This is a genomic window from Cellvibrio sp. KY-GH-1, assembly GCF_008806975.1.
Classification (GTDB): Bacteria; Pseudomonadota; Gammaproteobacteria; order Pseudomonadales; family Cellvibrionaceae; genus Cellvibrio.
Genome location: NZ_CP031728.1, coordinates 3825809 through 3837971 on the forward strand (window position 1 = coordinate 3825809; position 12163 = coordinate 3837971).

Here is a 12163-nt window from a genome sequence, read left to right on the forward strand (position 1 = left end):
TTCTCCGGTGATAAAACATTTAAAGTTAGTTGCCCAACAATTCCGATAATTCGACCGCGCGATTCGAGCAAGCCGTCATGGCCTTTAGTACCGTTGCTCGCAATTGGTCTTGTTCAAAACTGTTAATCGCTTGCTCGGTCGTGCCTTTGGGTGACATCACCCGGCGACGCAATTCTGCCACATCACACTCGCTTTCTTTCGCCAACTGGGCAGCACCCAATGCAGTTTGCAAAGTCAATTCAGTAGCGCATTCACGGCTTAGGCCGAGCTTTTCACCCGCTTCTATCATTGCTTCCATAAATAAAAAGAAATAGGCTGGGCCAGAGCCAGAAACGGCGGTCACCGGATTTAATAAGCTTTCATCATCCAGCCATTGCACAATCCCAACAGCAGAGAGGATGGCATTAGCCGCCGATTTTTGTGCATCACTTACCGCCGCATTCGCAAATGCGCCGCTGGCACCAAGACGCAATTGCGAAGGGGTATTCGGCATGCAGCGTACAATAGATTGGTCAACTCCCAGCCAGTTCGCCAGACTTGCGGTTGTAATACCGGCGGCGACCGAAATGATCAGTGGTTTGTGCGCAAGCGATTCACGCAACGCCAGACTCACTTCTTTCAGCATTTGCGGCTTTACCGCCAGCACAATGACATCGGCTTGCACCGCTGCCGCTGCGTTGTCAGTGCTGACGTCGATGTGAAATTCCCGCTGCACGTTTTCCAGCGTTTTAATGCGCGGGCCAGCGGCAATAATTTGCTGCGCATTAAACCCTTCCGCCAGCATGCCCCCAATAATTGCTTTGGCCATATTGCCGGCGCCGATAAAGGCAATTTTTGATTTACTCACGATAAATCCTTAACGATTAAACAATCATTTCAAATTCAGAATTTCAAAACATTAATTCAGCTGCGCGCCCCAAAAACATCCGTACCCACTCGCACAAAGGTGGCTCCTTCGGCAATGGCAGATTCCATATCACCAGACATGCCCATTGATAAGGTGTCCAGCCTGTAACCTTGCAGGTTTAACACCTCTAAGGCGCCGCGCAGTTTGGCGAAAGCGCTGCGCTGTTGTCCTGGGTCGTCAGTCGCGGCGGGAATGGCCATCAGCCCGCGCAGCGTCAAATGAGTCAGCGGTGCTATCGCTGCGATCAAGGTCGGCAATTCTGCCAGACTCACACCGGACTTGGTGGTTTCATCGTCAATATTTACCTGCACACAGATATTGAGCGGCGGCAAATGTGACGGGCGTTGTTCATTTAGGCGCTGGGCAATTTTCAATCGATCCACCGAATGCACCCACTGAAAGTGTTCCGCAATCGGCCTGGTTTTGTTGGATTGAATGGGGCCAATAAAGTGCCATTCAAGCTCCTCCAACTGCTGCAAAGCTATTAGTTTGTCCAACGCCTCTTGCAGGTAATTTTCGCCAAAAAGGCGCTGCCCCCAGGCGTAGGCCCGGGCAATCGCCTCTGGTGGCTGGGTTTTGCTAACCGCGATTAACTGCACACTTTGGGGATCTCGGCCAGCGGCGGCAGCGGCTTGATGAATTCGTGCGGTGACTTTCGCGAGCTTGTCGTCTATCTTGTGCATATCCAGTTGTATTGACTCATTACATAAATCGGCCCGGCCGATGCATAACAAAAGGTTACCCTGATGGATATCACCGAACTCCTGGCTTTTAGCGCCAAACAAGGCGCATCGGACTTGCACTTGTCGGCGGGTTTGCCGCCCATGATCCGTGTGGATGGCGATGTGCGCCGCATCAACCTGCCGCCCATGGAGCACAAGCAGGTACACGGCTTGATTTACGACATTATGAATGACAAGCAGCGCAAGGACTACGAAGAATTCCTGGAAACCGACTTTTCGTTTGAAGTTCCGGGCGTGGCACGCTTCCGTGTTAACGCCTTTAACCAGAACCGCGGCGCCGGCGCCGTGTTTCGTACCATTCCCTCCAAAGTACTCACTATGGAAGAGTTGGGGATGGGCAATGTGTTCCGCGATATCTGCGCGGTACCACGCGGTTTGGTGTTGGTAACCGGTCCCACGGGTTCGGGTAAGTCCACTACCCTCGCCGCTATGATTGATTACATCAACGACAACAAATACGAACACGTATTAACCATCGAAGACCCGATCGAATTCGTACACGAATCCAAAAAATGCCTCGTCAACCAACGCGAAGTTCACCGCGATACCCACGGTTTTAACGAAGCACTCCGCTCCGCCCTCCGCGAAGACCCGGATATTATTCTGGTAGGTGAAATGCGCGATCTGGAAACCATCCGCCTTGCGCTCACCGCCGCAGAAACCGGTCACTTGGTGTTCGGCACCTTGCACACCACCTCCGCCGCAAAAACCATCGACCGTATTGTGGACGTGTTCCCTGCGAACGAAAAATCCATGGTGCGCTCAATGCTGTCCGAATCGCTGCAAGCGGTTATCTCGCAGACCTTGATGAAAAAAAATGGCGGCGGTCGTGTTGCTGCGCACGAAATCATGCGCGGTACATCAGCAATTCGCAATTTGATCCGCGAAGATAAAGTGGCGCAAATGTATTCGGCAATTCAAACCGGTGCATCTCTGGGTATGCAGACCATGGATCAGTGTCTGGCCGATTTGGTATCACGTCGCATTGTCAGTCGCGAAGCGGCCAAGTCGAAGGCCAAGTTCCCCGAAAATTTCTAATTAGAAAATTTCGGATTGTTGTGTTTCATTTCAGTCACAGCTATTTCAATAATTTTTCAGGTGGTTGGTTATGGATTTTGATCGGTTATTAACACTAATGGTTGAGAAGGGCGCGTCAGATTTATTTATTACCGCCGGTGTTCCTCCGTCGATCAAAGTTCATGGCAAAATTGTGCCTGTGACGGCCACGCCGCTCGCCCCGGAAAAAGCGCGCGAGCTGGTGCTCAGTGTCATGAATGAAAAACAGCGCACCGAATTTCTGGAAAACAAGGAACTTAACTTTGCCGTGAGTGCACGTGGGATTGGCCGCTTCCGTGCCAGCGCATTTTACCAGCGCAACCTGGCGGGGATGGTATTGCGTCGCATCGAAACCAAGATCCCAACAATCGACGAATTAAACCTGCCGGAAGTGATCAAAGAGCTGGCGATGACCAAACGCGGCTTGATTATTTTTGTGGGCGCTACCGGTACCGGTAAATCAACCTCGCTAGCCTCCATGATTGGTCATCGCAACCAGAACTCCAAAGGCCATATTATTTCTATCGAAGACCCGATTGAGTTTATTCACCAGCATCAGGGTTGCATTATCACTCAGCGCGAAGTAGGAATTGACACTGAATCGTTTGAAATTGCGCTGAAAAACACCCTGCGGCAGGCACCAGATGTAATTTTGATTGGCGAGGTACGCTCGCGTGAAACCATGGACCATGCGATCGCGTTTGCGGAAACTGGTCACTTGTGTTTGTGTACACTCCACGCCAACAACGCCAACCAAGCCTTGGACCGAATCATTCACTTCTTCCCGGCTGATCGCCATCGCCAATTGTGGATGGATTTGTCGCTCAACTTAAAAGCGATTGTTGCGCAGCAGTTGATTCCAACTCCCGATGGAAACGGCCGCCGCGCCTGTCTCGAAATTATGATCAATACGCCACTCGCACAGGATTTGATTCGCAAAGGTGAAGTATCAGATTTGAAAGAGTTGATGAAGCGCTCAACCGAATTGGGCATGCAAACATTCGACCAGGCGCTTTATGCACTTTACGACAATGGCGAAATTACTTATGAAGATGCATTGTTGCACGCTGACTCACCTAACGATTTGCGTCTGATGATTAAGCTCGGTTCCGAAACCGATGCAAACTATTTGTCGCATGCTGCAGACAGTTTGTCGATCCAGAGTGATGAACACACGAATCGCGGCAAAATGTTTTAACGATTTTTCCACGTGTGGATAGAAAAATGCCGGATAATGCCCGGCATTTTTTTGCTAGATCGAATTAATTAATTTCGCTCCAACCAACTCTCTAGTATTAAACGCGCCGCAATTGAATCCACCGGATTATTTTTATAATCACGCGATCCACCCCGACTTATTACTTCGCCCTTAGCTTCAAAACTGGTGAGACGTTCATCCACCAGTTCCACTTTGACACCAAAGCGCCCGTGAATACGGTTGGCGAATTTGCGAGCTCGTGCACTCAATTCACTTTCGCTATCATCCATATTGAGTGGCAATCCCACCAATACCAAGTCCGGTTTCCATTCAGCTAATAATTTTTCTATCTGGCTCCAATCAGGAATACCGTCTTTGGCTTTTAAAGGCGTAAGAAAATTAGCTGAGCGGGTGATCATTTGACCTGATGCAACACCAATATTTTTGGTGCCGTAATCAAAGGCAAGCAGTGTTTTAATCATGGAATAAACTTTGGAAAGATCAGGCGTGGCCTGCAGTAAGGGGGATTAAATTGACATCAATACCCAATGACTGGGCAGCCGCCGTCCAGCGCTGCTCAAACGGCGTGTTGAAAATAATGTCTTTATCTGCCGCCACCGTAAGCCAGGAATTCGCAGCAATTTCGGCTTCCAATTGCCCCTCACCCCAACCAGCATAACCCAAGGTAATCAAGCACTGTTTGGGACCACGACCTTCGGCGAGCGCAGCGATGATATCGCGCGATGCGGTTAGGCTGATTTCAGGGGAAACCTCCAGCGTAGATTGCCATTTGGTTTCATTGGAATGAAGCACAAAGCCGCGCTCGGGTTGTACCGGCCCTCCACTCATCACAATTTGCTCGCCTTGATCAGACTGGTCACTCAGATCCATCTGCGCAAAAATTTCTTTTAGCAGCATGGGTGTGGCGGTATTGATCACTACGCCCATAGCTCCCTTGTCACTGTGTTCACAGATATAGGTCACTGTGTGGGCAAACGATGAATCGTTTAAGCCAGGCATGGCAATAAGAAAATGGTCGCGCAGACTGCCCGGCGTAAGTTCATCGTAATTGGTAGGGGTATTTTTTTGCGTCATAATTTCAGTATGAGGCTAAAGCCGGTTAAAACAAGCCGGACGACTAAATTTATTCGCCCGGGATTAATTGGCCGAGGTAGTGATCGTGGAATTCTTTCCCGTAATTTCAAATCGCCAAGTGCGGATAATCTGCAGTCGATCCGCATTTTTACGAATTTCCGCGGGAAAACTGGCAAAGGGTGCTGAGAGACGTACTATCTGGCGAGCAGCATCATCCAGAATACGCTGTCCCGAAGACTGCAACACTTTGATTTCATAGATAGTGCCGTCGGGATTAATCATCACCGACAGGCGCAAATTGCCGGTAATATGGCGCGATAATGCTTCCCTGGGGTAATTCCTGTTGCCCACCTGCTCGATCTTGGCACTCCAGTCGTGCAGATATTTTGCGTCAAAAGAAGCTTTGGTAGAAACCGAAGTCAAAGTTCGCACACGCGGCCGTTTGGCATATTCCTGACGCTGTTTATCCAGCTTGGCCTGCAGGCTGGCGATTTCGGTAGATACCAATGCTTGATCTTCGCTAGTTCCTTCTAATGGCTCACGCTCGTCGCGCTCGTCCGGGTTCAACTTAAGCTGGGTTTTGTGCTTGGATTTTTCGGTAGTACTCAACAATTGTTGGTCTTTTATTTTTCGGGTGGAGGCGGCCTGCTGCTGCAATGGGGTGACATCGCGCACTTGGGAATCAGCAAATTGTGCCTGTCGCTCAGTCGTCAACTGTCGGGCATCATCTACCGTACCGCTCGCTTCCTGATTGTGTTGGGCAAGAAAATCGGCATCTTTGGGAGCATGCAGGGATTGATGCGTCGCCAAAGTAATCTCAATGGTTTGCGAGGTATTTTTATGTTCAGGCAATTTAAAGCCAATACCCAACAACACCAAACCATGGAGCACTATGGCCATAAAAAAAGTAAAACTCAGGCGGTCACCCGAGTCCACTGGAGGCGCATTGAGTACTTCTTGTTCCAGGGCAAGTGCCTGATTCATCTGCAACAACTCTACACTGATTAACGGGACGCCAATTTACGCTCAATGGCATCAATTAGCCGTGACCCAATTCCGGTGTTGTAGGCCTTATCTATTTCACGCGCGCAGGTAGGGCTGGTGACGTTGATTTCAGTCAGGTATTCACCGATCACATCCAGGCCGACAAACATCAGCCCTTTGGCCTTGAGCACGGGGGCGACCTGTTGGACGATCCAAAAATCTTTATCCGTTAGCGGCTGAGCCACTCCAGTACCGCCAGCGGCCAGATTGCCGCGCGTTTCACCCTTGGCGGGGACACGAGCCAGGCAATAGGGTACCGGCTCACCATCTACTACCAGAATACGCTTATCGCCTTCACTAATCGCCGGAATATAGCGCTGCGCCATAATCAATTGCCCACCAAACTCGGTCAAGGTTTCCAGGATCACCCCCACATTAGGGTCGTCATGGCGGCAGCGAAAAATACGACTCCCCCCCATCCCATCGAGCGGTTTGAAGATCACATCGCCATGCTGCTGGTGGAACTCGCGCAAACGCAACATATCCCGACTAACCAATACTGGCGGGCAGCATTGGGGAAACTGGGTGGCAAAGATTTTCTCATTGCAGTCGCGCAAGCTACGAGGATCGTTTACTACTAACGCGCCCTGCTGTTGCGCAGCCTCTAAAATATAAGTGCTATAAATATATTCGTTGTCAAACGGAGGGTCTTTGCGCATAAGGATTACATCCAAATCACCCAGCTTTTTATCCTCATGCAAACCCAGTTCAAACCAGCTATCTCCATTATCGGCGACAAACAAATTGCGGGTATTAGCGCGCGCCTCACCCTGCAGTAGGTACAAATCCCCCTGCTCCATGTAGTGCAGATCCCACCCTCGCTCCTGCGCCGCCAATAGCAGTGCCAGGGTAGTGTCTTTGTAGAATTTAATGTCCGCGATAGGATCCATTACCACGCCGAGGGAAATAGCCATAGAAGTCACTCTAATAAGTAATACAATTTATGTATTATTAAGCCACATAAAAAATTGCCGGAGTGGCAATCGCGGGCTAAAGTTAAGTCCTTGGGGCAATTAAAGCAAGGTTATTGAGCTGTAACAATTACTCACAAAAAGCTATAAAAACTGAATAGATTGCTCATATATTCAAACGGTTATGGCATAACGTTAAAAACTGTGTTAAAAGTTGGCCTTTCAAAGATGGCGTTATTTTGACGCTATCTCTTGTGAAGGATTTAAGCGCGCGTCCCTGGCTTTAATTTAACAATATCAACCGATCAACGCGTATTTCTGGCAACTACGGCAATAACAAAGGCAAGGTCAGAGTATGGAAGTAACTTACGAAAGCCTGAAAGTGATGGTTATAGACGACAGTAAAACCATCCGTCGCACGGCTGAAACACTGCTCAAAAAAGCGGGTTGTATGGTGATTACCGCCACCGATGGCTTCGATGCTCTGGCAAAAATCGCCGACACCCGCCCCGACATTATTTTTGTGGACATTATGATGCCGCGTCTCGACGGTTATCAGACTTGCGCCCTGATCAAAAATAATAGCGAGTTCAAAACCACCCCGGTCATCATGTTATCCAGTAAAGATGGATTGTTCGACAAAGCCAAAGGGCGCATTGTCGGCTCTGACCAATACCTCACCAAACCCTTCAGCAAAAGCGAGTTGCTCGGTGCTATCGAAGCGCACGTCAAGCATCTAAAGGCATCCTGATTGGGTTTAGACTCCGTCCTCGAACGGCGTTAAGAGATTTGGCTTTACGGTTAACTATCTGGATCAATTCCCAAAGGACTGTCTAAATATTCACCGCGCCCCTGTGGAGCCCTTATTCGTTTTTTGGAGCAATTATGGCCAGAGTATTGATTATTGATGACTCACCCACTGAAACTTACAAGCTCACCAGCATGTTGGAAAAAAACGGCCATGTAGTCATGACTGCCGATAATGGTGAAGCGGGTATTGCACTGGCGCAGAAAGAGCTGCCCGATGTGGTGTTGATGGATGTGGTTATGCCCGGACTAAACGGTTTTCAGGCAACCCGCCAGTTGACCAAGGCACCAGAAACCGCGCATATCCCAGTTATTATCGTAACCACAAAAGACCAGCAGACTGACCGGGTCTGGGGAATGCGTCAGGGCGCCAAAGCTTATTTATCCAAACCCATCACGCAGGAAGTTTTGATGGCAGCCATGGCGGAAGTATTGCGTTAATCGATTCAGCTGACCTGCCATATTGAGGGTAATCGCATCAGCACTCAGGGAGTGATAGCGCGACAATAACAACAGACATCAACGCCGACCATTTGGCAGACCACAGGGCTTGATGCAGACAGTTACGGAATTGCTATGTCAGAACCACAGGCCGCTTTTCAGGCCTTGCTTACATTGGCGCAACGCAGTCGTGCGGCCGCAAAGGGTTTGCCTGCCCAGGCAGACATTCGGCCCCATTGGAGCGGCATCGGCTTTTCATTGATGGGTAACTACTTTGTTGCGCCTATTGGTGAGGTATCCGAAATGCTTGAAGTTCCAAACCACACCCATCTGCCCGGCGTACAACCCTGGGTAAAAGGGGTAGCGAACGTGCGCGGTCGCCTGCTGCCGCTATTTGATTTGGCGATGTTTTTTGGCGATCGTCTAACCGGCAGCCGTAAACATCGCCGGGTATTAATTTTGGAAACCGAAACCCTGTATTCCGGCCTGATAGTCGATCAAGTATTCGGTATGCAGCATTTTCCTATGGATGAATATAACGAACAGGCTGGCGCCGTTGCAGAGAGTATTTTGCCGTTTGTTACGGGTAGTTACCCCCAGGGTAGGGAACAGTGGTCGCTATTTCGGCCGGCACTTCTAGCAGAAGATCCGCGCTTTACCAACGCGGCAAAATCCTAGGCCAGCCCGGATAGAGTTAGCAATTTTAGCAAGATGAAAAGTTAGTCCGAATGGATTTAGTTCCAACAAACAAGAGAGACCCAATCAACACTTTTTGTTTTGGCAATTTCACCAGATACAAATTGTGCAGTGGATAGAAAAAATAAAACCGAACGCTGGTTAGGAGTGCTTAGATGAAAACTGATTCAAAGATTGCCGCGCTCAGGGCAAAACCTATAACGGTTGTAGCTCTGGTAGTTCTGGTAGCCTCATTCTTTGGTGCAATGGCGCTGATCTTTTTGATCAACCAGAGCAAAACCAACGATCAACGCTATCTGCAACAAGCATCTGACTTGCGCGCGCAAGCCTATCGATTGACTTCTTTGGCGCGCGATGCGACATCCGGCGACGAAAAAGCATTCGACGAGCTAAATGGCGTGGTAACGACCATGGATAGCACCTGGAGTATGCTGGACACCAGTGATGAGCGTACCCGGGAAAACCTCGCTAGCGAATTCAATCAGTATAAATCTATCTGGGCGAGAGCCAAAAACAATGCCCAGACTATTGTTACCAACAAAGACTTGATCGTGTCGCTCAACAGCGTAGGTAAAACCCTGAACGACAACCTGCCTACCCTGCAGACCGAGCACAACAATATTGTGGATATCCTGATGGAGTCCAATGCACCCACTGATCAAGCCATTCAGGCCCAGCTACTCTCCTGGCGTGCCGAACGTATCGGTCGTAACGTAGATAAAATGCTGCGCGGCGATGCCGATGCCAACAATGCAGCAGACGTATTTAACCGCGACGCCAACTTCTACGCCCGCGTACTGACGGCCATGAAAGATGGCGACCCCGCTCTGCGGATTACCCGCGTATCGGACAGTCAGGCACGCGCTAGTTTGGAGCAAATCACCCAATTGTTTGACGGTGTCAATAAATCGATTCAGGAAATGGTCGAAGGTTCCACTACCCTGACCCGCGCCCGTCAAGCGTCTGATGCTCTGCTGAACGATACACCGCAATTGCTGGAAGCATTGACCGCCATCTCGGACAAGGTTGCTGTGCAAACCGATAGCCATCCGTATATAAACAACATTACCGTTATTGTGCTTGCTGCTCTCGGATTGGGCGCATTGTTTTTCTTGGGTTTTAACCAATACCGCGGCGCCCGTAAACGCGCTGATGAAACCGCTGAAACCAACGAGCGTAACCAAACGGCAATTTTGCGTTTGCTTGACGAACTGGCCGACCTCGCGGACGGTGACTTGACCACCACTGCAACCGTAACCGAAGACTTCACCGGCGCGATCGCGGACTCTATCAACTTCACCATCGACCAGCTGCGTATTCTGGTAGCGCGAATCAACGAAACGGCGGTAAACGTATCGGCGGCGGCACAAGAAACCCAGCAGACTGCGCTGCACCTCGCAGAAGCATCTGAACATCAGGCGCAAGAAATCGCCGGTGCATCTGCCGCGGTAAACGAAATGGCGGTCACCATTGACCAGGTATCTGCCAACGCTGCCGAATCGGCAGCGGTAGCGGAGAGAGCGGTATCGATCGCCGGAAACGGTGCAAAAGTGGTACAAAACACCATTAACGGGATGGATACCATCCGTGAACAGATCCAAGATACGTCCAAGCGTATTAAACGTCTCGGTGAATCGTCACAAGAGATCGGTGACATCGTAAGTTTGATTAACGACATTGCGGACCAAACCAACATCCTCGCACTTAACGCAGCGATTCAGGCATCGATGGCCGGTGACGCGGGCCGCGGCTTCGCGGTGGTAGCGGACGAAGTTCAACGCCTTGCGGAACGTTCTGCAGCAGCAACCAAGCAGATCGAAGCGCTGGTAAAAACCATTCAGAACGATACCAACGAAGCGGTAATTTCGATGGAGCAAACCACATCTGAAGTGGTGCGCGGTGCGCGCCTCGCACAGGATGCGGGTGTGGCACTGGAAGAAATTGAAAACGTATCGTCAAGCCTCGCGGAATTGATCCAGAACATTTCCAACGCCGCACGCCAACAAGCGTCGTCTGCGGGTCACATCTCCAACACGATGAATGTTATTCAGGAAATCACCACCCAAACCTCTGCCGGTACCTCGGCTACCGCGCAGTCGATCGGTAACCTCGCCGAGATGGCCCTCGACCTGCGTGAATCCGTAGCCGGTTTCAAACTACCTGAGGAAGACCTGTCCGATGCACGTGCCAGTGCAGCGCGCAAAGCCATGGCCACACCAGCGATGGACTTTGATAGCACCACTGAGGTCATCGATTTGGATGACGAATTATTGCCAGAAGACGATGTGTTTGCCCACACATCCAAAGCTTGATAACAACTGCCACCAGCATGGCTGGTGGTAGTTTTATATGTTCTGGCAACAAGCTCGCGTCGCTTCACAAGCAAATTAGTCACTATGGCCTGGTCATTACGCACTCTACCAACGCTCTCCGAAGACCAGTTCCTCCAATGGGGAAAACTGCTGGAGGAGCGCACGGGCATTCAGTTGGTATTTCAGCAAAAGGCTTGGCTCGAATCGCAGATTTATGCACGTCTGCGCGATATGGGTTACAGCGATTACGATAGTTATTACTTGTTCGTCGCCGAGGAAAGTATCGATTCCAAGTTGGAATGGGCGCGCTTGGTGGATCGCATCGCGGTCAAGGAAACCAGCTTTTTTCGCCATCGTGAATCCATTGAGTATGTGCGTAATTACCTGCAACAGAAAATCAACAATCAGTCCTTACACGATAGTTTTGATGTCTGGAGCTTAGGCTGCGCCACCGGAGAGGAAGCCTACTCTCTAGCCATGGTAGTGAATGATTGTTTTGAACTGGCGGCAATTAACCCCTATTACGGAATTACCGCCCTGGATATTAGCCCCTCTGCACTAGCGGCAGGCCGCAAGGCACGCTACAGCAAGCGCCGGGTGGAACAGGTAAAACTGGATGAAGTAAAACGCTATCTGCAAGTCTGTGCCGATGGCAGCTTTGAGGTCGTCAGTAAGTTGCGCGATCGCGTTTGCTTTACCCAAAGCAATATTATCAACGCGCGCCAATTGCCGCAGGTACAGGTCGACGTGATTTTCTGCCAAAACCTGTTGGTGTATTTCCGCCGCTGGTTGCGCCGGGACGTATTAAATGCCCTGGTCGAAAGACTCAAGCCAGGCGGCTTGTTGATCGTTGGCTTGGGCGAAGTGATGGATTGGGAACACCCGGATATGCAGCGCACCAACGAAGATCAGGTGCAGGCCTATATTCGCCAGCGCTGACACATCGCCAGCCA

13 protein-coding genes are annotated in these 12163 nt (G+C 50.3%); 7 read left to right on the top strand and 6 right to left on the bottom strand.

Going from position 1 to position 12163, the window contains the following annotated elements; all coding sequences use genetic code 11:
- Positions 1-25: 25 nt before the first annotated feature.
- Both proC and D0C16_RS16175 read right to left on the bottom strand, forming a co-directional pair.
- Positions 26-847, bottom strand: coding sequence for a pyrroline-5-carboxylate reductase (gene proC, locus D0C16_RS16170; protein ID WP_151033306.1), 822 nt, complete (start codon positions 845-847; stop codon positions 26-28).
- 56 nt (positions 848-903) lie between these two features.
- Positions 904-1590, bottom strand: coding sequence for a YggS family pyridoxal phosphate-dependent enzyme (locus tag D0C16_RS16175; protein WP_151033307.1), 687 nt, complete (start codon positions 1588-1590; stop codon positions 904-906).
- 63 nt (positions 1591-1653) lie between these two features.
- Between D0C16_RS16175 and D0C16_RS16180 the strand changes: the two genes are divergently transcribed.
- Entirely contained in the window at positions 1654-2688 is a 1035-nt protein-coding gene (locus D0C16_RS16180) for a type IV pilus twitching motility protein PilT (protein WP_151033308.1), read from the top strand.
- Positions 2689-2758: 70 nt separating this feature from the next.
- Positions 2759-3904, top strand: a complete 1146-nt coding sequence (locus D0C16_RS16185) for a PilT/PilU family type 4a pilus ATPase (protein ID WP_151033309.1) — start codon at positions 2759-2761, stop codon at positions 3902-3904.
- 68 nt (positions 3905-3972) lie between these two features.
- On the opposite strand, the gene ruvX is transcribed toward D0C16_RS16185, so the two are convergent.
- The 4 genes from ruvX to gshB form a co-directional block, all read right to left on the bottom strand.
- A complete protein-coding gene (gene ruvX / locus D0C16_RS16190) occupies positions 3973-4386 on the bottom strand; it encodes a Holliday junction resolvase RuvX (RefSeq protein ID WP_151033310.1) in 414 nt (137 codons plus the stop codon).
- 19 nt (positions 4387-4405) lie between these two features.
- Positions 4406-4999, bottom strand: a complete 594-nt coding sequence (locus D0C16_RS16195) for a YqgE/AlgH family protein (RefSeq protein ID WP_151033311.1) — start codon at positions 4997-4999, stop codon at positions 4406-4408.
- A gap of 63 nt (positions 5000-5062) precedes the next feature.
- Positions 5063-5983: an energy transducer TonB gene (locus D0C16_RS16200; RefSeq protein ID WP_151033312.1), complete on the bottom strand. Its 921-nt coding sequence runs from the start codon at positions 5981-5983 to the stop codon at positions 5063-5065.
- A gap of 20 nt (positions 5984-6003) precedes the next feature.
- The gene (gshB, locus tag D0C16_RS16205) at positions 6004-6957 is read right to left on the bottom strand and encodes a glutathione synthase (protein ID WP_151033313.1); all 954 of its coding nucleotides are present in this window, start codon (positions 6955-6957) and stop codon (positions 6004-6006) included.
- Positions 6958-7309: 352 nt separating this feature from the next.
- Here gshB and pilG point away from each other — a divergent pair, with 352 nt between their 5' ends.
- The 5 genes from pilG to D0C16_RS16230 all read left to right on the top strand — a co-directional run bounded on the left by pilG (position 7310) and on the right by D0C16_RS16230 (position 12149).
- The gene (pilG, locus tag D0C16_RS16210; protein ID WP_007639219.1) at positions 7310-7705 is read left to right on the top strand and encodes a twitching motility response regulator PilG; all 396 of its coding nucleotides are present in this window, start codon (positions 7310-7312) and stop codon (positions 7703-7705) included.
- A 134-nt stretch (positions 7706-7839) separates the two neighbouring features.
- Positions 7840-8202: a twitching motility response regulator PilH gene (pilH, locus tag D0C16_RS16215; RefSeq protein WP_151033314.1), complete on the top strand. Its 363-nt coding sequence runs from the start codon at positions 7840-7842 to the stop codon at positions 8200-8202.
- Positions 8203-8337: 135 nt separating this feature from the next.
- Positions 8338-8880 carry a chemotaxis protein CheW gene (locus D0C16_RS16220; RefSeq protein WP_151033315.1) on the top strand — a complete coding sequence of 181 codons (543 nt, stop codon included), beginning with the start codon at positions 8338-8340 and terminating at the stop codon, positions 8878-8880.
- A 173-nt stretch (positions 8881-9053) separates the two neighbouring features.
- The gene (locus D0C16_RS16225; protein ID WP_151033316.1) at positions 9054-11210 is read left to right on the top strand and encodes a methyl-accepting chemotaxis protein; all 2157 of its coding nucleotides are present in this window, start codon (positions 9054-9056) and stop codon (positions 11208-11210) included.
- A gap of 84 nt (positions 11211-11294) precedes the next feature.
- Entirely contained in the window at positions 11295-12149 is an 855-nt protein-coding gene (locus D0C16_RS16230; protein ID WP_151033317.1) for a protein-glutamate O-methyltransferase CheR, read from the top strand.
- The last annotated feature ends 14 nt before the right edge of the window (positions 12150-12163 follow it).